The sequence below is a fragment of the Microbispora sp. CL1-1 genome, assembly GCF_012034195.1.
GTDB lineage: Bacteria > Actinomycetota > Actinomycetes > Streptosporangiales > Streptosporangiaceae > Microbispora.
The window spans coordinates 114,241-136,059 of record NZ_JAATEK010000018.1; the positions used below are offsets into that span (position 1 = coordinate 114,241).

Genomic DNA, 21,819 nt, shown 5'->3' on the forward strand with positions numbered 1-21,819 from the left:
GGTTTTGCGGGGTCTCCGGGGCTTTCCGGGTTCTACGGGTTTCGGGGTTTACAGGTAGGGGCCGCCCGCGCGGTGGCCCTGGTCGTCCTGCCCGCCCTGGGTCATGCCGCCGGGGAGCGCGCGGCGCATCTGCTCCAGCTGCGCGCGAGCGGCCATCTGCTGCGCGAACAGCGTGGTCTGGATGCCGTGGAACAGGCCCTCAAGCCAGCCGACGAGCTGGGCGTGCGCGACCCTCAGCTCCGCGTCGCTCGGCGGGGTCTCGTTCTCGTCGCTGAACGGCAGGGACAGCCGTTCCAGCTCCTCCACCAGCTCGGGGGCCAGGCCCTCCTCAAGCTCCTTGATCGAGCTCTGGTGGATGTCCTTGAGCCGCTTGCGACTGGCGTCGTCGAGGGGAGCCGCCCGCACCTCCTCCAGCAGCTGGCGGATCATGCTGCCGATCCGCATCACCTTGGCGGGCTGCTCCACCAGATCGGCGACGGACCGCTCCTCGTGCTCGCCCTTACCGTTGCCGCCGGAGACCGAAAGGCCCTGCGGCCCAACGACCACGATCTGCGGCGTGCTCTCGTCTGCGTTCATCGATCGTTTACAACTCCTGATTCGCCGGGGCACACCGTGCTCACCCCATCAACTTAACTCACCTGACCAGCAGCAGCTTTCCGATGTGTTCACCCTCTTCGAGCATCTGGTGAGCGCGGGCCGCCTGGTCGAGCGGGATCCGCTCGTGCACCACGGGCCGTACGGCACCGGCGGCGACGAGCGGCCACACGTTGTCGACCACGCCCCGGCAGATCGCGCCCTTGTCGTCCACCGGGCGGGTGCGCAGCCCGGTCGCGTGGATCGAGGCCCGCTTGGCGAGCAGCGTGCCGAGGTCGAGCTCGCCCTTCGCGCCGCCCTGCAGGCCGATCACGACCAGGCGGCCGCCGGTCGCGAGGGCGCGCAGGTTCCCGGGCAGATACTTCGCCCCGATGATGTCGAGGATGACGTCGGCCTGCCCCTTGAACCGCTCGGCGAAGTCCTCCTCGCGGTAGTTGACGCCGTCGTCCGCGCCGAGCTCGCGGCAGCGCGCGAGCTTGTCCGCGGAGCCGGCCGTCACGAGCACGCGGGAGCCGAACGCCTTGGCGAGCTGGATGGCCATCGTGCCGATGCCGCTCGCGCCGCCGTGGACGAGCAGGGTCTCGCCCTTCCGGAGGCGGGCGGTCATGAAGACGTTCGACCAGACCGTGCAGGCGACCTCGGGGAGACCGGCGGCCTCGTCCAGCGTGACGCCCTCCGGCACCGGCATCACCTGCTGCCAGGGCACCGCCACCCGTTCGGCGTACCCGCCGCCGGCCAGCAGGGCGCAGACGCGGTCGCCGGGCGCGAGATGCGGGACGTTCTCGCCGACCTCGATGATCGTGCCGGAGCACTCGAGCCCCGGGATCTCGGAGGCTCCGGGCGGCGGCGGGTAGAGACCGCGCCGCTGGAGCAGATCCGCCCGGTTGACGGCCGAGGCGGCGACCTCGATGAGCACCTCACCTGGGCCGGGACGCGGGTCGGGCACTTCCTGCCAGGCCAAAACCTCGGGTCCGCCGGGTTCGGAAATCACGATCGCACGCATGTGACCTAAAGTAGCGTGGCGGAGAACTCGGCGGTTGCCCGCATTCACCGTATTACGTGGCGCTAATCTGCAATGTGTTTGCTACCCCATTAGCCCAGCCCGAGGGGGTACACGGTGGCGAGACATGATCGTGAGGATCCCCATTCTCTCGAAGACCAGCTGGCATGGCTTGACGCGATCAAGGAAATGCCCGACGAGGTGGAGATAGCGGTCAGCGCGGTCACCTCGGCCACGCTCGCCTCTCCAACGCCGCCACCGGCCGCCGAGCCCGAGCCCGCCTCGCCGTACCCGGCCGACCCGTGGAGTCTCGTACCGGCCGAGCCCGCGTCCGGCGGCCTGCTCCGCGGCGCGGCCGACAGCGCTGCCGGCTCCGGCTATGGCGCTCCGGCGCAGGAGGACGTGCAGACGTCCGAGTCGTCGTCCACCGGTCCCGTCCGAGACCCCCTCTTCGATCCTGACTATTCGGACCGCTTTGGGTATGAAAGCGGCAAAAAGTCCGAATTTGGGGTCGGGTATGGAAGCGAGACCAGCTTCCGCGACCTGGGCTTTGGCGAGCCGGGGTTTGGCGAGCCGGGGTTTGGTGACTCGGGGTTCGGCGACACTGCGCGCTTCGGCGACACGAAGTTCGGTGACGCGGGCCTGCGCGACCCTGGCGTGGGCACCCCTGGCTTCGGTGACGCGGGCTTCGGTGACGCGGGCTTCGGTGACGCGGGCTTCCGCGACCCGGGCTTCCGCGACCCGGGCTTCGGTGAGACGACGAATCTGAGTGACACGACGGCCTTCGTGACCAGGCCCGCGTCCTCGGCTGCGTCCCCTACGTCCTCGCCTGCGGACACGCGTGAGAGCGCCCCGGCCGAGTCGTCCACCGCGTTCGGCACGCCGCCGGGGACGAGGGCCGAGGAGTCCGCCACCTCGACGGGACCGGTGAAGGCCCCGTCCTTCGGTTCCGGGGCGGCCGGTTTCGGGGCGGCGTCGGACTCCGAGCAGGTGCCGGACCGGTCTGCGGAGTCGTCCTCGCCGAGGTCTTCCGACGCTTCTCCGGGCTCGGAATCGGAGTCCTCAGAGGAGATCTCGAACGAGACGCCGGGCGACGACCAGCCGCAGGCGGAGGACGACGGCCACTCCCAGCCGGGTGGTGCATCGTCCTTCACCACACCTCTCTTCAGTGGTTCCTTCCCGGGCTCCCCGGCGGACACCGACGCCTACAAGAATCTCGGTGCGTTCACTGGCGGCGAGTCCGTCTCCGGCACGTCGTCCACCAAGGAGCCGCTGCGGGGCTGGCTGGAGCCGGCCGTGCCGGTGCCGGCGGCCCAGCAGGATCCCGCCGTTTCCGACGAGCCGGAGGAGCCGCCCGCGCCGCCGGAGATCCCGTCTCCGTTCGGCCCCCCACGGGCCGAGGCCGTGCCGGACTTCGCCGACGACCGCTTCACCGGCTCGCTGCGGGAGGAGTTGGCCGCCGAGGAGCGAAAGCCGTACGAGCCGGGGCCGGTCGCGGCGGCGGCACCTCCGCCCCCGCCTGCACCCGCACCGGTGCCGACGCCGTCACCGCAGCCCGCACCGGCGCCGCAGCCCGCGCCCGAGCGCGCCTCCGCGCCGGTGGAGACGCCGCCCGTGGAACGCGACGCGGTGGCGGAGCGGGAGGCGTACCAGGCCCCGCGCCGACCGGCTCCCGTCTCTGCCTTCAGCTCGCCCGCGCGTACGACGGGGAAGTCGGCAGGCTCGAAGCCGACCGCCGACAGCCTCGACCCGGTCACCCTGCTGCGGGGGCGGCGGAACGCTCCCGCGACGGGCTGGCGGCGGCTGGTCTACAAGGCGTCCGCCGGGCTGATCAAGCCGGGTGAGGCCCCGGAGGTGCGGCGGCGTCGTGAGCTCGTGCAGCGCGCCCGCACGCCCGTCGCCACCGGTCACCACCGGGTCGCCGTGCTCAGCCTCAAGGGAGGGGTGGGCAAGACCACGACGACCGTCGGGCTCGGCGCCACGCTCGCGCAGGTGCGCGGCGACCGGGTCATCGCGGTCGACGCCAACCCCGACCGTGGAACGCTCTCCGACAAGGTCGAGCTGGAGACCGCGGCCACCGTACGCGACCTGCTGAACGAGCGGGCGCAGATCAAGCGATACGTGGACATCCGGGCCTTCACCTCGCAGACGCCCTCGCGGCTGGAGATCCTGGCGTCGGACCGCGACCCGTCGGTGTCGGAGGCGTTCAGCGCCAAGGACTACCACGCGGTGGCGAACGTGCTGGAGAACTTCTACTCGATCTGCATCACCGACTGCGGCACCGGTCTCCTGCACTCCGCCATGTCGGGGGTGCTCGGCATGGCCGACCAGATCGTGCTCGTCAGCTCGCCGTCCGTGGACGGCGCCCGGGCGGCCTCGGCCACACTGGACTGGCTGGAGGCGCACCACTACGGCGACCTCGTGCGGGCCGCCACCGTGGTGCTCTGCAGCGTACGGCCGCGGTCGAAGTCCACAGTGGACCTCGACAAGCTGGAGGCCCACTTCGCCGCCCGCTGCCGCACCGTGGTGCGGGTGCCGTACGACGCCCACCTGGAGGAGGGCGCGGAGATCGACCTGGACCGCCTGCAGCAGGCCACCAGGGACGCCTACCTCCGCCTCGCGGCCTCCGTGGGCGACGGCTTCGCCGGGCCACACGCGCTGGCCGCGCCCAGGTTCTCGGAGATCCCGGACCACCTGTGAGCGAGCACGGATGATCTCTTTCACGGTCGCGGTCACGTACGAGGGAGTGAGAGACTAGGCTGCTGCGTGGCGTTCCAGCACGGAGCGCAGGGGAGAGCTCGCCTAGTGGACGATGGCGGCGGTCTTGAAAACCGCTAGGCCGGGTGACCGGTCTCGTGGGTTCGAATCCCACGCTCTCCGCTCAACCAGCCAAAACGGCGTCTGACCAGCGGTTTCGCGCCGGTCGGACGCCGTCGCTCGTTCCGGCCATGTGCAGCCGTACGCCACCCTGAGCAGCCCTCGGCCGCTGTCCACGTTATATCCACGGGATGATCTTGCGGGAGTCTCCCTAGGTTGCCTCCTCGAGCCGAGGAGGCTTGGCGAGGTAGAAGTCGCCTGCATTCCGGGTTCCTGCCGAGATCCGCGACGTGCGACCGGCCGAGGACGCCACTGGCAGGCCTGGTGGACACATTGCCTGGCAGGGATGGTCGCTAGCGCCGCGCGAGGGGGCAATCACGCATGGCGTGGAACGCCGGCGCGTCGATCCCAGCCGTAGCGCTCAAATGTAACAGATAGATAACGGTCCGGCCTTGGCTTCCCGTAACGCGTGCCTGTGGAGGGCCTGCGAACGGCCATTCGCCCAGCTCATGCAGTCACGAGGTGAGCAAATAGGTGCTGGAAAAGGCTGGGTGGCGCAGGCGTCTCGAACCCGGCAGCATTTAGGGCATGGCGAGAAACAACCGCAGGGACCGCTACAGCTCTCCTGGAAATCTGGCAAAGGAGAAGCTAGTCCCCTACGTGACCGCTGTCTTAGAGGAACCGGAGATAAAGGAGTACTCCGAGATCTCACCTGACGAATGCGGAGGATCTTACGAAGGAACCTGCCTTGGGGCCGCTCTCATTCCCGTACCGTTTGGATGGGGGTTGCTCCACTGCACAGTGCGCGATAAGCGGGGACGTCGCGCAAGGGTGACTCTGGCGACCGAGGACTTAACCTACCACCGTGCTTTCATCGGGGCTGCTTCCCTGGAAAGCCGCGGGGAGCGTCTGGATCTAGCGACGGCCCGCTACCCATACATCCGAAGGGGATGGCCGGGCCCCCCGAGGCAGGGCGGGAGTTGGCCCCACGGGGACCATATCCCTTGGAGGCCGACCTATCGCAGCGCGTGCCCTGACATGAAGACCGCAAGCCACCTGCATGGTGTGCAGGTAAGTGTTTCGAAGGAGGCCCGAGGCATTTGTGCGGTGTTCTGTGAGGGCGCCAGTGGGGCCAAATGGACCATGCTAGACGATGAACCAGTACAGGTGCTCTCGAAGATCCTGATCCCAAATCCAGACAGTCCGGATTCTAGAGTCGAGTTCCACGTCCCGCCCGGGGTTGCCGTCATGCCGGGATGGCCTCTCCTCGGGGACATTCGGCGCTGTCTCTCCCCTGACTGTGCTTAAATTCGTCCGGCCACGAATCCCTTATTGGGATTCGTGGCCGGAGGGCAAGGAAGTAGATGTGTCTTCAAATGAAATAATTCGTCAGTACGGTCTTACAGCCCTACTTGCTCTTCCGGCTGCCGTTTGGTATTTGCGTCAGGCAAAGCAGCTCATGAAGCTTCTTGCTCGTCGAATGCGTTCGCGGTTGCGAGAGGGAGGGCTGGGGCTGTTGCGATGGCTGCTTGCGGAGGAGGTCAGCGGGCACGGCGGCGGGCGGCGGGGTCGTCCCCGGCGGTATTGATCCCGCGCCGACACTCCAAGAAGGTCGTGTAAGTGCTGGCGTCCCGCCCGGGCAGGGCAAGGGCTGCGGCAGTCTACGCAGGACCTCGGCAGGAGTCGAGAGCCTCCTCTATGCGGCGATTGGCGACCTCAGCACCGCCATCGATGCACTTGGCATAGACCCTGAGTAGTACGTCGACACCATGCCCGGCTCGTTCGGCAACTTCGGGAGCGGCTACTCCGGCGTTGAGCCACAGCGAGACGGCAGCGTGCCGGAGGTCGTAGGGCCGTGCTGCCAACGGGGACACGACCTGTTCCGGCGTTAGAGCCAGCATTCGAGCCTTCTGCCACGCCTCGCAGTATGTCCCTATGGAGATCACGCCGCCCCTCGTCGTTCGGAAGAGGCGCCCGTCATCGTGGACGCCGAACTCCTCGATGTGCTCGCGGAGGATGGCCACCAGTTCCGGCGGGATCGGCACCGGACGCCCCTCATCCTGTGCACGGTGCTTCAGGCCGCGATCGTCGTGAGCTTCCCCGCTATCGGTCCACCGTTTGTTCGCCTGAGGCTTGGACTTCGCCAGGACCAGGCGCCCCCACCCCGACTCCGGAAGGTGACAGTCCTGCGTGCGGAGGCCAAGGGCCTCGGCGGGTCGAAGGCCGGCGAAGTAGAGGCAGGCGAAGAAGGCCCGGAGGTGCCGGCCACGGTCGAGACGCCCTGCATAGGTCACCGCCACGAGCAGCTCCCGAGCTTGTGCCGGGTTGACCACTACCCGCCGATCCACGACCTCACGGACTTTCGGCGGCTTCCACGCCTTCACCTTGTCGATCGGGTTCGAGGGCAGCTCTTCCAGGTCTACCGCGTACTGCAGGACGTTGTAGAACACCGACCGCTTCCGTGCGATCGTCGTAGCCGCAGCCGCCCCGCCGTCGAGCCGAAGCGTCAGGGCATCAAGGCCGAGCCGCACGTTTCGAACCTTCGCCAAGTCGGCCACGGCGAGCGAGTGACGTTCGAGCCACGCGACAGCCTCCGTAATGCCCGCCGGACGCTCCAGTTGCCGAGATGCTGGGGGAAGAACGTACTGGCGCAGCGCTTCCCTCAGGACCATCGGATCCGGCTTGCCAGGAGCGTCCTCGTCGACGAGGGCGGGCGTCACCGTCGCGAGAGCGTCAGTCAGACTGTCCCGAGTTTTCGCCGCAGCGTGCGGCCACTTCATATCGATGTAGGCCAGGACGAAGGCGAACCAGGTGACGGCCTGCTTGACCTTCACCAGGGAGACGGGAAGCCCCGTTTCCAGGTCGAAGGTCTCACCACGCTTAGACGCTTGGCGGAGGTCAGACAGGAAGCTCTCGGCCAGGGCCTTGGTCCGAAAGGCCTTGGACTTCTCCTTGGGGCCTACCTTCCAACGCACGATGTAGGAGGGCGCTTTGCTGGTCCGGTTTGGCCGGATGTCCCAGAGCTTCACGTCATAGGAGGTGTTCACGCAGCCTCCCGGAGGGATTCCAGCCAGGCTGCGAGATCGCTCCGCCAGATGCGGAGTTCGCCGTTCGGGAGCTTGACACACTTGGGCGCGTGGCCGAGCTCTCGCCAGCGGTAGAAGGTCCGGCGGGAAACGCCTCCGAGCTCGGTGAGCACCTCGGGCACGGTCAGGAGTCGGTCGTTGCGCGTCATCGGGCGTGACTCCCGACTGGTGACGGCGACGCCAGCGTCGGTGACCCAGTGAGTCCGGCGACGAGGGCGTCTCCTGAGGAGTAACCCTTTCCTGCGTACTCCCATTCGCTGATGACGAGGACGGTGTCCTCGTCGAGGAGGGGCAGGCGGCCGGTGGTGATGTCTTCGTCGCGGGCGTGGTTCTGTCGGTCGGCGCGGATGTCGCCGAGGGTGGTGGAGTAGCGGCGGGATCGGGTGGAGAAGTGGCCGCGGAAGCCGAGCATGTGCGCCCACTGGGTCAGCCGAAGTTCGGACAACTCCTCAAGGGTGCCGAGGTGGAGGCATTCGGCAATGAGTCGCCGGGCGTGGTCGCGGATGGGTAGGGCGGTCAGGTCCTCGCCGGGGACGATGCGCCGGTCGATGGTGCCGACACATTCGGCGGCCTTAGTCGCATACTTGGCGATGTAGCCCGCAACGGCCTGGTCGGTCAACTCGCCGTCGAGAGCGATCGGGCGGGTGTCGAGTTGGGCGCCCCAGCGCAGCACCCGTTCCGGGTGGCTGTCGTACGCGGGCACCTTGGCTGTCACCACGGCGGCGGCATGCTCGACGGCCTGGGTGAGCAGGTCGAGGGTGGCCCAGGCCGGGGGCGGGGAGATGGGCCCGGCCGGGCCGTCGAGGCGGATCACGGCGTGCAGGTGGACGACTCCGCGCCGCTGGTACTCAGCAACCTTGGCGAAGGAGACAACGAGCTGGTCCCGCATGTCGCGGAGAGTCAGTCCGCCGAGCTTGGCCAGGTGCCGCCGCAGGGCATCAGCGAAGCGCTTCCACAGCAGCGGCGCGACCGCGTTGAACAGTACTGAGCCGGTGTAGTCGTAGCAGTCGGGGCACAGCGGCTCGCCGAGGCGGTCATCGTCGGCCCCGTGCCGAGCGGTGCAGGACAGGACACGTCCGTGCGAGCAGGTCTCGGCGTCGCGGCGGGGGTGGCAGGGCAGGACGCTCCCGTTGTGCTGCCTGCGGGTATGAACCGGGCCGAACGACGGCGCGGTGAGCGTGACGAACAGGCACGGGTGCGCAGTCACCGACGCGGGGACGCCCTTGCCGCCGACGAGGCCGGCGCGGATGAGGTGGTAGGTGTCGGCCCGGTAGGTCTCGGCGCAGGCCGGGCAGCGGGAGGCGCGGCGGGTCTTGCACGGGACGCGCAGGACACCATCGGGTTCGAGGCGGGTGCTGTAGCGGTGCAGCAGGGTCCCGGTGGCCTTGTCCCAGTGTTCGACCTTGCCGCGCAGGTGGATCGGCTGGCGGCAGCCGCCCGTACGGCGGATCTGGGAGGCGAAGCGGGAGCAGTCAGGGTTGTTGAGCCGGGCGATGGCGCCGCGGATGGCGTGCGCGTTGGCGGATGTTACGGGCAAGATGGAGACCTCCTTTCACTCGATGGGTGGAGGGATGGCCCCCGACCTGGCGGTTGTCTTGGCGGATGTACGGCCAGGCCGGGGGCGCTGACGGGTTCAGCAGAAGCCGAGCCCGTCACAGTGGCGGCAGGTCTCGCCGTAGGAGTCGAGACCGCCTCCGCCGCAGTGGCAGCACTGCCACCGCCGCGGCGTGATCGGCACGGGAGCCGCGGGCGGGGCCTGCTCGGTGTCGGGCATGGCCGTTACCTCCTTTCGTGGTTAGGCGGCCTGCGCCGCGTTCTTGTTGGGGATGGGGTCGGGCTGGATGCAGCCCTCATAGCTGCGGTCGGCCTCGTACTGGGCGCGACGGGCGGAGAGGATGGCCACGGCCTTGTACTCCACCGGTCCGAAGTAGACCGAAGCGCCGTAGTGGCCGAACTCCTGGTTGATCGAAGCGCCGAGCAGTTCGGCGATGTGGTCGACCTCGGCGCACATCTCGGTGTCCGTGGCGCGGTGCGGGAAGTGCAGCACGTTGACCGAGAGTGGGACGGGGACGGCCGGGTTGGCGTCCAGGAAGTCGGCCAGGGCGCGGAGTCCGACGATGAGGGCGGTCCGATGGTCGTCGTTGGTCATGTGGTGATCTCCTTTCACTAGGCGGATTCGGACGCGGTGCGCAGGGTGTGTAGCAGGTCGGAGGCGAGCTGGTTGGACACGCCCAGGCGGGCGCGCAGCAGGTCGCGGGTGATCGGCTTGCCGTGCTTGGCCTGGTGTTCGTCAGCCACGCGGCGGGCGTAGTCGACCAGCGCCGGGGACGGTCCCGGCTCGCCGTCCTGCCCGTCCTGTACGGCGGGGACGAGCGCCGGGGCCGGGGACGGTGAGGACGGGACGGCGTCGACGGTCAGGACGGGCGTGGACTGGGCGGGACGAGGGGCGGCGGCGCGGCGTTCGAGCATCGAGACGGCGATGAGGAATGCCCCGGCGGGGGTGGCGGCTGTCAGCCAGCCCCACATGGTGGGTTCGGCTTTGTGGAGGTTGGCGGCCAGGGACAGGACGATGCCGCCGGCCAGGACGAGCGTCGGCCAGGACACCCACCCGTTGTGCTGGCGTCCGGTCTTCTTGTCCCGCTGGCGTTCGCGGGCGGCCATGACGCAGGTGAGGTCGACGCAGACGGCCACGGCCCAGGACATCCAGCCGGTCTGTCCGTGGGTGGTGGCGGTGTCGCGGATGTGGGTGAACGATCCGGCACCCGCGATGGCGGCCAGGACGAGGACCGGCCCGGTGTCGAGTAGCCATGAGGCAAGGCGTCGCATCGTTACCCCCTTTCTCGGTCAGGCGGACAGCAGGTCGGACAGGGCGGCCTCGTCCCGGGCGGGCTGGACGATGTCGGCCCAGTCCGGGGTGAGGTGGGCGTAGGTGCGGGCGGCGCGTTCGGCGACCTGCTCGGCGACGTAGAAGGAGCGGGCGCGGTACCACTGGCCGTCCTGGGATGCGACGATCGCGACGCCGGGGGTTTCGGCGGGGATCGCGCGAGCAGAGACCAGGGCGGCGGGGTCGAGGTCGCCGAGGGTCATGGTCGCCGTCTCAGGATCGTTGACCCGGTGGCAGATCCGCCCTGAGCACTGGGCGCGTAGGGCGGTGACGCCGGGGCCGAGGTCGGAGCCGATCCGCTGGCCGGAGCAGAACAGGTAGATGCCGAACGCCCGCCCGAGTTGGGACACCCGCAGCAGTGCGGTGGAGGTGTGGGCGATCTCGTCTTTCTCGGACTTGTCGGCCATCAGGTACAGCTCCGCCAGCTCGTCGACCAGCACCACGACCGGGACCGGGCGCACGCCGGGCGGCAGTTGCCAGATGTTGCGTGCCCCGGCCGTACGACACAGCCCCATCCGGTCGACCATGAGCGCCACCAGGTCATCCAGCAGCGTCACGCTCTCGGCTCGTGTGGTGGCCAGTGCCGACAGGCGGGGGGCGTACGGGGTGAACTCGACGCCGCCTTTGAGGTCGATGCCGACCAGGGCGACCGGTTGCGGAGCGAGCCCGACCAGCAGGGCATTCGCCAGGTTGGACTTGCCTGATTGGGTGGCCCCGGCGTTGATCCAGTGCGGAACGGTGCGGAAGTCGATCGTCCACAGGCCGCCGGTCTCCAGCCGCCCGACGTGGACGGTGAGAAGGTCGCCCGAGGTCGGGAGGTGGTCGAGCCGGACGAGCGGGTCCCGCACGGTGGCGGCCAGGACCACGCGGCCGGGCCGAGGTGAGGAGACGCGTACGGCGTGGACACCCCAGGAGTGCGCGAGCCGTTCGGCGGCCTGGGCGTAGTCGGCGGGGATCTGCCCTTCGAGGGTGTGGACGGTGACGCGCCAGCCGTGCCGGGTCGGGAGCGGTAGCCACATGAAGGGCTTGGTGTCGACCGCGACTCGCTGGAAGCGCCGCCGTACCTTCACGATCCCGGTGGAGGCGATCGCACCGGGGACGGTGGTGAACCACCAGCGTTGGCGCTTCTTGGTCAGGCCGCAGCCGAGGGCGACTTTGCGCCAGGTCGCCCAGATCGTGACGGCCATCAGCGGAAAGCCGACGAGCAGCCAGTACGACCGGTAGTGCAGGTGGCGCCAGGCCCACAGGCCGGCCGCCGCAGCGGCCAGGCCCGCGAGCAGTACGACCAGGGCGTCACGCATGAGCGGTCACCCCTGCCGGGACGATCGAGCTGGCCCGGTAGCTGATGCCCCAGCGGGCCTCGCCGCCCCGGGACATCTCCCAGACGTAGCCGACCAGGCCGATCGGGGTGACGTCCTGTCCGGCGGCCACCTGGGGCTCGCCGGAGGTGCCGACCTTGACGAGTTCGATCCGGCCGAACTCGTCCTCCACCGACAGGACGATCTCGTAGACGGTGTTGCCGTTCTTGTCGGTCTTGATCTCGCCCGTGTCCTGGTTGAGGACGCGCGGGCGGGGCGCGCGGACGCAGACGAACTGCAGCTTGGTCACGTCGACCGGGATTGGAATGGTGCGCATCTTGTGGACCTCCTTAGCCTCATGGCCAACATAGTTAACTAGGTTGGCCTGGTTGTCAATGTTCTCTCGGTTGGCTTGGTCGTGTTGCTGTGCTGAGATAAGGGGCGATGGTCAAGAAGACGGGACGGCCCGGTTACCTCCAGATCGCCGACGATCTGCGCGAGCAGATACGCGGCGGATCTCTGCCGCCCGGCTCCCCACTGCCGTCGACCACCCAGCTCGCCGCCCGGTACGACGCCTCGCTCAGCGTCGTGAAGCTCGCGGTCGGGATCTTGCGGACCGAGGGCCTGGTCATCGGCCAGCAGGGCAAAGGCGTGTTCGTCCGGGAAGACGTCCCCGACATCGAGCCGGGGCCGGCGGGCGACTTGGCGAGCGAGGTCATTGCGCTACGCACCGCCGTACAGGACCTGTCGGAACGCCTGGCGCGGGTCGAAGCGACCTTGTCTCAGCGATCCGAGACGTAGGGCCGCCGTTCCGGACCTTCAAGCCCGTCACGTGACGGGCCAGCCGTGCCGACGCATCCCCGGAGGCGCTGCCACGGAACATGGCCTTGTCCTCTCGCCGGATGCCGACCAGGACCGCCACGAAGCCGACGGCCACGACCGCGCTGAGCGCTAGGGCGATGATCAGAGGCAGCGAACTCACGACCAGATCACCCCCAGGGCGGCGGCGCTGCGCGGGCCGCGCGGGGGACGGCGGGTGATGGCGCGACGCCGGGCGGCCCTGCGCTGGGCCTTCTCGCGCCGCTCCCAGCGCTGACGGGCGAGGCACTTGCTGCAGTGGATCTGTCCGGGCTTCAGGAGCGCGCCGCAGGCGCAGTCGGGGCTCTCCTCCGGTGGGGCAATCGTGGTCTCTGTCATGGTCTGTTCTCCTTCCGTCGCAGGTAGTGGTGCGTTGTGACACCGAGCGTGCGGCGGAAGGGCAGGACGAGATCACTACACGACGGGACATGTTCAAGACGTCCCGTCTACGATTGCCACGTCCCTGGACGTCCTGACGCGGCAGGTGAAATGGCCAACGAGCGACTACGCGCGGCCCTTCTGGAACGCGGGGTGAGCATCGCCGAACTGGCGACCGCGATCCAGGTGGACCCCAAGACCGTCGAACGCTGGATCACCAAAGGCCGCGCACCGTACCGAAAACACAGGTACGCCGTCGCCACCCACCTGGGGATGGATGAGAGCTACCTGTGGCCTGAGGCGTTAACGCGCGAGCAGGTGGCGTCGGCGTCCGAGAGCGAGATCGTCACCGTCTACCCGCACCGCTGGGCCGTCCCCCGGGACGCCTGGGGACGTCTGTTCGCCCAGGCACAGGACGAGATCGGCATCCTCGTCTACAGCGGCCTGTTCCTCGCCGACGACGCCGGCATCGTGCGCATGCTCGGCGAGAAGGCCGCAGCCGGAGTGAGGGTGCGCATCCTGCTCGGCGACCCCGACAGTCCCGAGGTCGCCCAGCGCGGCGCCGACGAAGGCATCGATGACGGCATGGCTGCCAAGATTCGCAACGTCCTCGTCCTCTACCGGCCCATCCGCGGCCTGGACGGGGTGGAGATCCGACTACACCGCACGGTGCTGTACAACTCCATCTACCGCGGCGACGATCAGATGCTCGTCAACACCCACGTGTACGGGGTCCCCGCCGGCAACGCGCCTGTCCTGCACCTGCGCAAGGTCTTAGGCGGGGACATGGTCACCACCTACGTGGAGAGTTTCGAGCGGGTGTGGAAGCAGGCCACGCCGGTAGGGTCGTGATCGTGGCCCGCCGGATCGACTACTACGACGACCCTGACGCTCCCAAACCGAACAGCCTGGTCCCGTCCGTCAACGTCGTCGTCACCAACGAGGCCGGGGACATTCTCATGATCCGCCGTAGCGACAACGGCAACTGGGCCGTCCCCGGTGGTGCCATCGACCTCGGCGAATCCCTCCCCCAGGCCGCTATACGGGAGACCCTTGAAGAGACCGGCGTGCTGTGCGAGATCACCGGCCTCGTCGGCACCTACACCGACCCCCGCCACGTGATCTTCTACACCAGCAACGGCGAGGCCCGCCAAGAGTTCTCCATCGTCCTCACCGCTCACGCCGTCAGCGGCGAGCCGACCCCCAGCAGCGAATCCACCGAGGTCCGCTGGGTGCCACGTGCCGAGGTGGAGACGCTGCCGATGGACCGGTCAATGGCCCTGCGGATCGGCCACTATCTTGCCGATATCGGCCGGCCCCATATCGGGTAGGGCGTGCAAAAACGTTGATGACAGTGAAGGGGACCGAGAACGCAACTGCTCGTGACTGGAGGCTCTGGCCGTGTTGAAGTCGTTATCGACCCTGCGCGATTCTCACCGCCATGACGCCCCATATGCGAAGGGACGATTCATGGAGCTTCTCAGGAAGTGCACGCTCATTGCGATTCTTGGCAGTGCGCTGGCGTTGGTCGTGGCCTGCGGAGGCGGCGCCGAGTCCGATGGTTCCAGCTCGGTGGGTCTTCCCGGTGCAGAGCCCCCCGCGGGAGAAGGCTCCGGCAACAGCGACAGCTGCAAGTTCCTTACCAAGGAGGAGGTCGCTGAGGCGATCGGCCCGCATGACGGCGGCCAGCAGGACTACACATTCGGCGGATGCGTCTGGACGGCCTCGAGCGCCAAGGACGGAATCAACGAGGCGATTTTCGCGGCGGTGCTGCCCAAGGCCCAGTACGAGTCCGTGGCCGAGATCGGACAGCCCGTGAGCGGAGTCGTTGACGGCGCCACGTACGACGAGACGCACGGCGAGCTGTGGTTCCCCTGCCGTGGCGGGGACTACTGCGGGATCAAGGTGAGAACCGCCAGCCCGGACGGCCGCCAGGAGACCGCCCTCCGACTTAGCAAGATCCTTCAGGGCCGCGTATAGCTGATCGCCCCGGTCGCCTCCACGAATACGGTCCATCCCGCTGGCGCACTCCGCCGCGCTTCCTCGTCTGCGAAGTCGAGGCGGCTCGGATATCCGGCGTATCACTCGCCGCCCCATAGGTGTATCTCCAGTGCTCCCAGCCGGAGTGGTCGATCACGTCATGTGCTTCGTGAAAGCCGTCCTTGCATTGCCTGAACGGCGGCCAGGATGCACGGTGTCGATGCGGTGATCGAGCGGCTCACCAGGTGATCGGGGCCGTACCGAGAATGGATCTCAGCCAGTCGTTCACGCACGTCGAGGTGCCGGCCGTCGGGGCCGGTGGTCATGTCGCAGTAGGTCAGCGCATCGGCCAGCTCCCGCCGCTCCGGGGCGAACTCCCTGGTCAAGGCGTCATACAGGTTGCGTTCTGTGGCCTCGTTGACCGCGCAGGAGTGATGGGCGACCAGGCGGCACAGCCGCTCGTCGGCGCCCGCCACATCGCGCAGGTAGCGGGCGCCATCGAGGGGATGAAACCCGGTGTCGACCAGCTCAGGGGAGTAGCCGATGTCGTGCAGGTAGGCGGCGGCGGTCAGCGTGTCGGCTTCGTCGCCGAGGATCGGGGCCAGCGAAGCGGCCCGCGCCGCCACACCCTGCGTGTGTGCCCAGCGCCGAGGGAGCGGCTCGGCAAGGAGTCGTTCGGCCAGATCACGCGCCCACTCGGCTTGTCCCATGAGACAGACGATAAGCACTCCGCGGCCCCGACCTAGAGCTCCAACCCGGACGTCCCAGGACGTCTCACTCCTGGTGCTGCACGAACCGGCCCTTGCCCTGCTGAGACACGATCAGCCCCTCCTGCTCCAACTCCGCGAACGCCTGCCGCACCGTGTTGCGCGACGCCTCATACAGCCACCGGAGTTCGGCTTCGCTGGGCAGCACGTCGCCGGGGCCGAGGTCGCCCCGCTCGATCCGCCGCCGCAGCTCGCGGGCGATGACCTGGTAACGGTACGAGGCGTCGACAGGGTGATCAGTGCCTTGTACGAGCCGCCCCTTCGACGGGACTGTCACGATCAACCCCTCCGCCTCCAAGGCCCGCAGCGCGCGACGGACCGTGTTGCGTGCAACCCGGAACTCCGCTGTCAAAGCTGTTTCCGAGGGCAGCACCCGCCCCGCTGGATAGACACCCGCCCGGATCCGCTCGCGCAACCGCTCGGCCAGCTTGCCGGAGACGCGCTGCCCGGTCAGCCACGCCTTGCGCCGTTCAGGAGCGGTGCGCATCGAGAATCTTCGATAGGTCGACGCCGAGTTCGCCCTGTTCGCCCTCGTGCCAGCCGTCCCGTGCCGCCTTCTCGATCCGGTCGGCCGCCGGGCCCAGCTTCAGGCATGAGACCCGTTCGTCGTGCTGGTCTCCCCAGTAGAACCACAGGAACGCGAGGTGGACGTAGACCCGGCGGGGCCGCAGCCGACTATCGGTCACGTCCAGGGCGGGCCGGTTCTTCTCATCCACGATCAGGACTGCCGTGATCCCGCGCTGTTCGAGCTCATCTCGCAGTTCTGTTAAGAGCTGTTCTTGATACTCGCGCTGTCGCTGGCGGATCGGCCGCATCGGTTCCATGTCCGGATCGCGCTCCTTCCGGCGTTGATGGTGGGCGCTCGGTCGCGCCCGTGCCGAACGAGCTTCCGTCGAAGCAGGGGAACCTCTACACCGCGACTAAGGGACGTCTGGGGACGTCTTGTGTTAGCGTCCCAGGCAGAGCCGCCCCCAGGAGGTACACCCCCGTGAGCGACACCCTGCGCCATGCCCTCGCCCGCGCCAGACTCGGAACCGTCGACGTCGCCGCCGCTCTCGAAGTGGACCCCAAGACCGTCGACCGCTGGCTCAAGGGCCGCATCCCCTACCCGCGTCACCGCTGGGCGCTGGCCGACCTCCTGCAACTCGACGAAGGCGATCTCTGGCCCGACGTCGCCCAACCGCGGCGAACCATCTCTCACGAGGTGAGAGCCGTCTACCCCCACCGGTGGGCCGTACCGCAGACCATTTGGCGCCGACTCTTCCAGGGCGCGAGCCGCGAGATTGACATCCTGACCTACAGCAGCCTGTTCCTCGCCGAGGACACCGGCATGATCCGCCTGCTGGCCAGCCGAGCCCGTGCAGGCGTAAGGGTCCGTGTCCTCCTGGGCGACCCCAACAGCCCGGAGGTAGCCGCACGAGGAGCCGAAGAAGGCATCGGAGCTGATGTCATGGCCGCCCGAGTACGCAACGCTCTCATGCTGTACCGGCCGCTTCACCAGGTCGACAGTGTGGAGATCCGCCTCCACCGCACGACCCTCTACAACTCCATCTACCGGGCCGACGCCGAACTGCTCGTGAACGTCCACGCCTACGGCGTTCCGGCAGCTCAAGCCCCCGTGCTGTACCTAACGGCCACCAAGGACGAAGACAGCACAGCCGTCTACCTAACCAGCCTCGAACGCATCTGGGCCACCGCCGAACCGCTCCGCTGACCATCGGCCTCGCTGCCGGAAGCTACTTTTCTTCTCGCTATCAAGGGCGAGCCGCCTTCGGCGGCCCGCCTCGCGCGCTGGTCGGCCAGCCGGCCGGGCGTGCGGCGCTCCGGCCGGTCCCGGCCGACGCCGCCCGCGCGCTCCCGACCACTGAGAGAGCGCCGACGCTCGAGAACCATCGCAGCAGGGACGACGACTGGGGCTGCGCGGATAAGCTCGTCGAGCCTTGGAGGGAAGAGTCGTAAGGGCTCCGCCTCCTGACTTCCGGCCCTGCTCAGAGATGAGCCGGGAGAATGGTGCTCTCGGAGGGCGGTCGTATCCTCGTCGTCGGTCACCCTGAGGCGTGCCTCACGAGCTGCCCGAGGTCAAGCCCTCGAGCGCGAGCAGACGAAAGGCATCGGAGGTCACCGGGGTATGTACGCGCCAACGCAGCTTGACCCCTGGCCCCCACCTAGCATGGCCACATCTGTCCCCAGGAGATAACCACAAGGTTGCGCCCCCGTCAGACAGGTGCACTTGCCTCTACCTAGACGCGTTGGACAAGCTCCAGCGCTCTTGTCTCCGATGCCCTAGGAATCTCACTATAGGGTGAACCTGCCGGGATTTGACGTGCCGTGTGCACCGCACAATCGCCGACAAGCGGATAAACGTACCGCAACCAGCGTGGATAGGAACGAACTGTACATGAGCAGTAACGGGTCGGCCCTCGTGGCATTGCGAAAGGTCTGTGTTCCCCGCGATGACGTCCTCGAAGGCGGCCTCGCGGACAACCACTTTGCAGCGCAGCTGGACAAGGTCGTACGCGACGCGAAGCACTATCCGGTATACGGTGACGCGGACACGTTCTTTGCTCAGACCTACCCGACAAGCGGGCTGAAGACTCTCCTGACCAAGACCTTCGGACGTGTCAGCGGCGCAAAAGGCGTGGCGGGCGAGAACGGCATCCTACGACCCACAACCTCGTTCGGTGGCGGCAAGACCCATGGCCTCACCGCCGTGTACCACCTCGCCAACGGCGCGCGACCCGCCAACATCGCTGAGTTCCTCGATCCGGCGTTACTACCTAACGGCCCTGTGCAGGTCGCGGCGCTAGTGGGCGACGCCCTCGATCCAACTGCTGGCGTCGATACCCAAGGCCATCGAACCTATACATTGTGGGGTGAGATGGCCGCCCAGATTGGCGATGATGCCTATCAGGCGATGGCGGCCAACGACGCTCAGCGCACTGCACCCGGTACCGGCACCATCAAAGCTGCATTCGGCGGCAGGCCAACGATCGTCATTATCGATGAGATCGCGAAATATATCCGCGCTGTGACCTCCTCTGGCAGCGAGGACGTACGCCGAATGGCCCGAGCCATCCCGGTCTTCCTCGGTAACCTGTTTGAGGTGGCCTCCGACCCTACCAACACGGTCTCAGTAATTATCACGCTTGCGGCAACGACCAACGCGTTTGGCGCTGAAACCACCGAAATCACCGAGCTGCTTGACGAAGACAAATCCCTCGCAGACGGTGCAGCGAGCCTCGCTGTTGGGGAAACCGCTGACGTCCTCACCCGTGCTGTCCAACCGTCCGCAGTCATAAAGCCTGCTGACGATAACGAGATCGGTGAGATCCTAAAAAAGCGCATTTTCGCGTCCGTTGACCAGGACGCTGCCCGTGCTGCCGGGAAGGCATATAGAGACTTTTACGAAAGATTGGGAAGGACAGAACAACTGGCTGGTGGTCCGGAACATCCGGCGACGTACGGTGACCTTGTAGCCAGGACCTATCCGTTCCACCCGGAACTCGTCCGAGTCTTGGACAAACGGCTAGGTAACATTACCCAGTTCCAGCGGGCTCGCGGCGCGCTGAAACTTCTTGCAGAAGTGGTCGCTGGGATTTACGCCAATGAGGACGACACAGCCATCATCAACGTAGCCGACATTGATTATGCGAACGAGCCCGTCCTCAACCATCTCACAGACGGGCTCGGACGTGGTGAGTACGCCTCCGTTGCACTTGGAGACTTCGCTGGGCGCCAGTCACACGCCGCGGCCGTCGACGAAGAGGTATTCCCAGGAAAGCCACCCTACGCCACCCGAGTCGCTAGGACCGTCTTCACACACTCCCTTGAGATGGTTTCCACGGCAGGCGCCGGTCGTAATGACTGGCTCGTCGGTACGTTGCGCCCGGGCGAGGACGCTAGCATTTATGAGAAGGCACTTACTCAGTCAGAGAAAGTGTTCTGGCACTTATCGTTTGACGGAGCCCGGTGGCGGTTCAACGTTGAACCAAACGTCAACGCCATCATCGAGACAGAGAAGCGCAATGTGGCGAACACCCGTGTCGCCTCTCTCGTCGATGACCTCATCATGCGAGCCTTCGCCAATGACGGTGGCGCAACCACAATTCACTTCCCAAGTGGATCCAGTGACATCCCTGACCAAGCCAGCCTGCGGGTCGTCGTGCTCGATTACCGCGTCATCACCGTTGACACCAAGAACGCGGAGGCCCCGCCCCAGCTAGTCGTTAACATGCTCGACAAGGTCGGCTCAGTCGGCACACCTCGAAAGTTCCGCAACTCGATTGTTTTTGCTATACCCGATGCCGAGCAGGTCAACAGCCTCAAGGATCGCGCCCGTTCTCTCATCGCCGCCGACAGCCTTGCCGCTGATACAGCGCGACTAGCCCAGTTCAGCCCTGAGGTCCGCAAAAAGGTTGAGGCATACCAGAAACAAGCTACTCTCGACGCTCGTATCGCCGTTAACCGCTGCTATAAGCACATCTACTACCCTTCCAGCGACAAAAACACTAGCTACCTCCGTCACCGCGAACTTCCAGTGCAGGCGCAAGGCGACCCGAAGAACGCTACCTCAGCCGTCGTCACGCTGCTTACTGACGAAGGCAAGATTCGCATGGAGCCGTTCAGCGCCGCCTATCTCAGGTCGAAGACCTGGCCCACTGCCGCATCCTCAACCACCGCGGCCATTGAAGAGTATTTTTGGACCGATCACAACCTTCAAATCGTCCGCAACCCGTCGCTTATCCGCGAAGCGATTATTAACGGCGTCAAGAACGAGAACTGGGTCTACTACGACGGCTCCACGGGCAAGACGTTTACAGCCCACACCATGGCCGGCATGACTGTCGGATTTGCCCCCGACATAGAGGTCATGACCAACACGGAAGCCCAAAATCGTGGTCTCCTCGTCCGTAAGCCCACCCAGAAGGACCTAAGGGCCATCCTCACCGCTGACCACCTCACCGGCGGTGAAATCAGAGCACGGCTCGACGGTGAGTGCGGCGGCGAACCCACCAAGACCGATGTCCTTGAACTTCTCGCGACCGCAGTCCAGGCAACTGACTACAAGTGGCTTGTCGTACTCGACACCGAGCCAGCGAACGGTGTCCGTGCACTCACTCCCAGTGCTATCAAGGACCGAGGACTCGATACACTCCACGTACTGACTAGGGAGGAAGCAGACCGTATCGGTATCGAGGTGCCGACTCGTACCGTCCACAGCAAGACCTTCACAGCCACAGGACCTGGTGGTGTTGCCTTCCAACACATCGTCGACCAGGTTACTGACTTCACAATTCAGACAATCAGCCGACTCACACTCAAGGTCACTGCGGACGAAGCAACCGGCATGCATGACATCGACCTCGCCGTTGCCGCTCTCGGCATGCTCCAAAAGCAGAGCATTACCGTGCGCTCCACCATCCGCGCCGAATACAAGGGGCTCAACGGGGGACTTCAGTTCATGGGGACCGCGGACCGAATGGACTTCCAGTCCACCTACAACCACGTCAAAAAGGCACTGGTGAGCGCTACTAAGGTCGCAGGCGATCTCACCCTCAACATCACGTTCCAGCCGGCAGTCGCTGTAAACGACGCGGTAATCAGCCAGATCCACACCGTCATCAAGAATCTTCAGATGCAGCAAACCTCTATGACCGCCGAGGTCACCAAATGACGAGCGGCAACCAATCGGTGCGCCGTCGCCAGCCGCGTCCGTTCTTCGCTGTCGACAGCGCGCGCGCTTTCCGAATCACGGTCGTCCCAGGGCGCGGGGACACCTACGGCGTGTTGCTTGAAGAAACCTACGGCGAGAACGGCCATACCCTTGCGGCGCGGGTTGCCCTCGTGACACCCGGGCAGACCGGACGTGTTGTCGACGCCCTGTTCGCTGCTGTCCGGGCCTCCGGCCATGCCCCCAGCGTGCTGGCTTTCAACCGCAAGGCACCGATCCGCATCGATGAAGCGGAAGGCGTTCGTCTTGCCTTGATCCTCCTAACGACTCAGCCCGTTACTAAACACAACCGCGTCAGGTCTCTCGTAGCAGGCATAAACGCAATGAGTACCGAAGAGACGTACTACTGGTACTCAAAATGCATATCAGGCGACTCATCTCGGGCGCGCAGGGCCCTCCGTACTCTCCTCGCAGACGATTGAAGGA

At 66.6% G+C, this 21,819-nt stretch carries 22 protein-coding genes and 1 tRNA gene; 9 read left to right on the top strand and 14 right to left on the bottom strand.

Annotated features, from left to right (window positions below; translation table 11 throughout):
* Nucleotides 1–48 precede the first annotated feature (48 nt).
* A complete protein-coding gene (locus tag HCK04_RS21720; RefSeq protein WP_142619167.1) occupies nt 49–576 on the bottom strand; it encodes a bacterial proteasome activator family protein in 528 nt (175 codons plus the stop codon).
* Nucleotides 577–634: 58 nt separating this feature from the next.
* Entirely contained in the window at nt 635–1,597 is a 963-nt protein-coding gene (locus HCK04_RS21725; RefSeq protein WP_142649197.1) for an NAD(P)H-quinone oxidoreductase, read from the bottom strand.
* A gap of 987 nt (nt 1,598–2,584) precedes the next feature.
* On the opposite strand from HCK04_RS21725, the gene HCK04_RS21730 reads away from it, so the two are divergent.
* Complete coding sequence (locus HCK04_RS21730) at nt 2,585–4,294, top strand: MinD/ParA family protein (protein WP_260617366.1); 1,710 nt, start codon at nt 2,585–2,587, stop codon at nt 4,292–4,294.
* 91 nt (nt 4,295–4,385) lie between these two features.
* A tRNA-Ser gene (locus HCK04_RS21735) sits at nt 4,386–4,474 on the top strand.
* Nucleotides 4,475–6,072: 1,598 nt separating this feature from the next.
* Here HCK04_RS21735 and HCK04_RS21740 read toward each other — a convergent pair.
* From HCK04_RS21740 to HCK04_RS21775, 8 genes are all read right to left on the bottom strand, one after another.
* Nucleotides 6,073–7,458, bottom strand: a complete 1,386-nt coding sequence (locus tag HCK04_RS21740; RefSeq protein WP_142649199.1) for a tyrosine-type recombinase/integrase — start codon at nt 7,456–7,458, stop codon at nt 6,073–6,075.
* Nucleotides 7,455–7,646, bottom strand: coding sequence for a helix-turn-helix domain-containing protein (locus tag HCK04_RS21745; protein WP_168066146.1), 192 nt, complete (start codon nt 7,644–7,646; stop codon nt 7,455–7,457). Before HCK04_RS21745 ends, HCK04_RS21740 begins: the two co-directional genes overlap by 4 nt.
* Nucleotides 7,643–9,034 (bottom strand): replication initiator, encoded by a 1,392-nt coding sequence (locus tag HCK04_RS21750; RefSeq protein WP_142649200.1) that lies wholly within the window; start codon nt 9,032–9,034, stop codon nt 7,643–7,645. The genes HCK04_RS21745 and HCK04_RS21750 overlap by 4 nt, the downstream gene beginning before the upstream one ends.
* 96 nt (nt 9,035–9,130) lie before the next feature.
* Nucleotides 9,131–9,271 carry a hypothetical protein gene (locus HCK04_RS21755; protein ID WP_168066148.1) on the bottom strand — a complete coding sequence of 47 codons (141 nt, stop codon included), beginning with the start codon at nt 9,269–9,271 and terminating at the stop codon, nt 9,131–9,133.
* 21 nt (nt 9,272–9,292) lie between these two features.
* The gene (locus HCK04_RS21760; protein ID WP_142649201.1) at nt 9,293–9,646 is read right to left on the bottom strand and encodes a hypothetical protein; all 354 of its coding nucleotides are present in this window, start codon (nt 9,644–9,646) and stop codon (nt 9,293–9,295) included.
* 17 nt (nt 9,647–9,663) lie between these two features.
* Nucleotides 9,664–10,323 (bottom strand): DUF2637 domain-containing protein, encoded by a 660-nt coding sequence (locus HCK04_RS21765; RefSeq protein WP_142649202.1) that lies wholly within the window; start codon nt 10,321–10,323, stop codon nt 9,664–9,666.
* Nucleotides 10,324–10,341: 18 nt separating this feature from the next.
* Nucleotides 10,342–11,682, bottom strand: coding sequence for an FtsK/SpoIIIE domain-containing protein (locus HCK04_RS21770; RefSeq protein WP_142649203.1), 1,341 nt, complete (start codon nt 11,680–11,682; stop codon nt 10,342–10,344).
* Entirely contained in the window at nt 11,675–12,016 is a 342-nt protein-coding gene (locus HCK04_RS21775; protein WP_142649204.1) for a hypothetical protein, read from the bottom strand. Before HCK04_RS21775 ends, HCK04_RS21770 begins: the two co-directional genes overlap by 8 nt.
* Before the next feature lie 107 nt (nt 12,017–12,123).
* On the opposite strand from HCK04_RS21775, the gene HCK04_RS21780 reads away from it, so the two are divergent.
* Nucleotides 12,124–12,480, top strand: a complete 357-nt coding sequence (locus HCK04_RS21780) for a winged helix-turn-helix domain-containing protein (RefSeq protein ID WP_142649205.1) — start codon at nt 12,124–12,126, stop codon at nt 12,478–12,480.
* Nucleotides 12,481–12,657: 177 nt separating this feature from the next.
* Here HCK04_RS21780 and HCK04_RS21785 read toward each other — a convergent pair whose 3' ends face one another.
* The gene (locus HCK04_RS21785) at nt 12,658–12,876 is read right to left on the bottom strand and encodes a hypothetical protein (RefSeq protein WP_142649207.1); all 219 of its coding nucleotides are present in this window, start codon (nt 12,874–12,876) and stop codon (nt 12,658–12,660) included.
* A gap of 150 nt (nt 12,877–13,026) precedes the next feature.
* Here HCK04_RS21785 and HCK04_RS21790 point away from each other — a divergent pair, with 150 nt between their 5' ends.
* The 3 genes from HCK04_RS21790 (at nt 13,027) to HCK04_RS21800 (ending at nt 14,895) form a co-directional block, all read left to right on the top strand.
* A complete protein-coding gene (locus tag HCK04_RS21790; protein ID WP_142649208.1) occupies nt 13,027–13,767 on the top strand; it encodes an XRE family transcriptional regulator in 741 nt (246 codons plus the stop codon).
* Nucleotides 13,768–13,769: 2 nt separating this feature from the next.
* Nucleotides 13,770–14,246, top strand: coding sequence for an NUDIX domain-containing protein (locus tag HCK04_RS21795; protein WP_142649209.1), 477 nt, complete (start codon nt 13,770–13,772; stop codon nt 14,244–14,246).
* A gap of 139 nt (nt 14,247–14,385) precedes the next feature.
* Nucleotides 14,386–14,895 carry a DUF3558 domain-containing protein gene (locus HCK04_RS21800; protein WP_142649210.1) on the top strand — a complete coding sequence of 170 codons (510 nt, stop codon included), beginning with the start codon at nt 14,386–14,388 and terminating at the stop codon, nt 14,893–14,895.
* A 158-nt stretch (nt 14,896–15,053) separates the two neighbouring features.
* Here the strand turns inward: HCK04_RS21800 and HCK04_RS21805 are convergent, their stop codons facing one another.
* The 3 genes from HCK04_RS21805 to HCK04_RS21815 form a co-directional block, all read right to left on the bottom strand.
* Nucleotides 15,054–15,605 carry an HD domain-containing protein gene (locus tag HCK04_RS21805; RefSeq protein ID WP_142649211.1) on the bottom strand — a complete coding sequence of 184 codons (552 nt, stop codon included), beginning with the start codon at nt 15,603–15,605 and terminating at the stop codon, nt 15,054–15,056.
* Between the two features lie 64 nt (nt 15,606–15,669).
* Nucleotides 15,670–16,149: a GntR family transcriptional regulator gene (locus HCK04_RS21810; RefSeq protein ID WP_142649212.1), complete on the bottom strand. Its 480-nt coding sequence runs from the start codon at nt 16,147–16,149 to the stop codon at nt 15,670–15,672.
* The gene (locus HCK04_RS21815; RefSeq protein WP_142649213.1) at nt 16,133–16,486 is read right to left on the bottom strand and encodes a hypothetical protein; all 354 of its coding nucleotides are present in this window, start codon (nt 16,484–16,486) and stop codon (nt 16,133–16,135) included. The genes HCK04_RS21810 and HCK04_RS21815 overlap by 17 nt, the downstream gene beginning before the upstream one ends.
* Before the next feature lie 164 nt (nt 16,487–16,650).
* Here HCK04_RS21815 and HCK04_RS21820 point away from each other — a divergent pair, with 164 nt between their 5' ends.
* From HCK04_RS21820 to HCK04_RS21830, 3 genes are all read left to right on the top strand, one after another.
* Entirely contained in the window at nt 16,651–17,376 is a 726-nt protein-coding gene (locus HCK04_RS21820) for an XRE family transcriptional regulator (protein WP_142649214.1), read from the top strand.
* Nucleotides 17,377–18,039: 663 nt separating this feature from the next.
* Entirely contained in the window at nt 18,040–21,336 is a 3,297-nt protein-coding gene (locus HCK04_RS21825; RefSeq protein ID WP_142649215.1) for a DUF499 domain-containing protein, read from the top strand.
* Nucleotides 21,333–21,815 carry a hypothetical protein gene (locus HCK04_RS21830; protein WP_142649216.1) on the top strand — a complete coding sequence of 161 codons (483 nt, stop codon included), beginning with the start codon at nt 21,333–21,335 and terminating at the stop codon, nt 21,813–21,815. The genes HCK04_RS21825 and HCK04_RS21830 overlap by 4 nt, the downstream gene beginning before the upstream one ends.
* Nucleotides 21,816–21,819 lie beyond the last annotated feature (4 nt).